The organism is Bathymodiolus azoricus thioautotrophic gill symbiont (assembly GCF_001298715.1).
GTDB lineage: Bacteria > Pseudomonadota > Gammaproteobacteria > PS1 > Pseudothioglobaceae > Thiodubiliella.
Genome location: NZ_CDSC02000072.1, coordinates 1 through 1,712 on the forward strand (window position 1 = coordinate 1; position 1,712 = coordinate 1,712).

The 1,712-nt window shown below is 38.8% G+C and carries 2 protein-coding genes; both read right to left on the minus strand.

What is annotated here, in order from left to right:
* Nucleotides 1-352: 352 nt before the first annotated feature.
* The gene (locus tag BAZSYMA_RS01560) at nt 353-991 is read right to left on the minus strand and encodes an adenylate kinase (RefSeq protein WP_090714907.1); all 639 of its coding nucleotides are present in this window, start codon (nt 989-991) and stop codon (nt 353-355) included.
* Nucleotides 992-1,058: 67 nt separating this feature from the next.
* The gene (grpE, locus tag BAZSYMA_RS01565; RefSeq protein WP_090714909.1) at nt 1,059-1,652 is read right to left on the minus strand and encodes a nucleotide exchange factor GrpE; all 594 of its coding nucleotides are present in this window, start codon (nt 1,650-1,652) and stop codon (nt 1,059-1,061) included.
* Nucleotides 1,653-1,712 lie beyond the last annotated feature (60 nt).

The following is a 1,712-nucleotide window of genomic DNA, read 5'->3' on the forward strand; positions in this document are numbered from 1 at the left end:
GTGTTAATGGTATGTGCAGTAGCAAGTAGCCCAATGCGAGCGGTTAGAAGTTCGTTGGTAGAGGACAGTTTGTAGTTTAAAATGTTCATAAATGTAGTAAGGTTTGGTTGTGTATAAAAGGGATGTGGTTCACAGGGTCGTCTTTTGTGTTTTCACCTAATGGGTGAAGAGGTTTTTTGGTTGAAATCATTATACCAGTTGGGGTTTGTGTGTTTTTTTGATTTCTATTTTTGGATTAGGGCTTTTTGTCTATTATGCAAGATAAGCGTTATAAGTTACAAAATCTTGATAAAAACCATAAAAAAACCCCGAATACGAGCGGGGTTTTTGAGTTTCACAAAAAGTGATTTAATTAGCCAATTTTTGCTTTAATAGCATTGATAACTGAATCAGATGAAGTCGCATCAACGCTAAGTAATAAACCTTCTTCTTTATAAAAACCAACCAAAGGAGCTGTTTGGTCATTATAAACATTTAAACGATTGCTGATGGCTTCTTCAGTTTCATCATCGCGTTGAACTACGCTCTCGCCGCACTTGTCACAAATGCCTTCAACCTTAGTTGGATTAGACTTTATATTATAGATTGCACCACAACCAGTACAAGTACGACGCGTGGTTAAACGATCAAGAATAACATCGCGAGGAACATCAATCTCAACAGCGGCGTCTAATTTTTCACCCATTTTATCAAGCAATTTTTTTAAAGCTTCTGCTTGTGGAATCGTGCGCGGAAAACCATCTAATAAATAACCAGATTTACAATCATCTTCCTGCAGCCTCTCTTTCATAATGCCCATAATTAAGTCATCAGACACCAAATCGCCAGCCTTCATCGCTGCTTGAGCTTGCTTGCCAAGTTCCGTACCAGCAGCAACTGCCGCGCGTAGAATATCACCAGTAGAGATTTGAACCGATCCATCAATTTTGGTTAGTAATTTTGCAACAGTGCCCTTGCCAGCACCTGGCGCACCTAAAAGAATTAGTTTCATATGTTTCCTTAATAAAATAAAAAATGAGCGAGAATTATACCATAACCGCAAAGAGGTCTCTAAAAAACTACTGAACCACGACCACCATCGCTGGACGCACTAGACGACCATTCAGTGTAAAGCCAACTTGCACGACATCCAAAACAGTATTAGATTCTTTATCAGGCATCGCTAACATGGTAATAGCTTCATGTAATTCGGGATTGAAGGGCTCTCCTTCTGGGTGGATAGCCTCAACGCCAAACTTTACCATGGTAGAAAGAAAAACTTTATCCGTCATTTCTAGCCCTTCAATAATACTTTCAATTGTGGCTGTTTCTTCCTTGGCAGTTTTAAGCCCCATACTTAAAGAATCTTTTACCTCAAGCAAGGCTTTAACAAAACCGTCAAGTGCAAACTTGTGCGCGTTTTCTAAATCTTTGGCATTACGGCGTTTTAGGTTCTCCATTTCAGCCTGAGCGCGCACCACCTTGTCCCAATTATCTTTGGCAGATTGCTGTGCTTCTGCTAATTGCGCTTGCAAGTCATCGCTTTCAGGTAAGCTTGAAGCGTTTTTGATTGCCGCTTCAATATCTGCAGTTGTTGCTTCTTTTTTATTTTTAGTTTCTTTCTTTACTGTGGTTGTTGTCTTTTTTTTGCTTTGTGTTTGCTTTTTTGTCATTTTTTAGTACTCAACTCGTGTATATTTTTGTCTATGTAGTGTCTATTATAAATAAATCAA

Bases quoted from the DNA above. Each gene is read 5' to 3' on its own strand.
- grpE (WP_090714909.1), bottom strand. From the start codon at position 1,652: ATGACAAAAAAGCAAACACAAAGCAAAAAAAAGACAACAACCACAGTA.
- BAZSYMA_RS01560 (WP_090714907.1), bottom strand. From the start codon at position 991: ATGAAACTAATTCTTTTAGGTGCGCCAGGTGCTGGCAAGGGCACTGTT.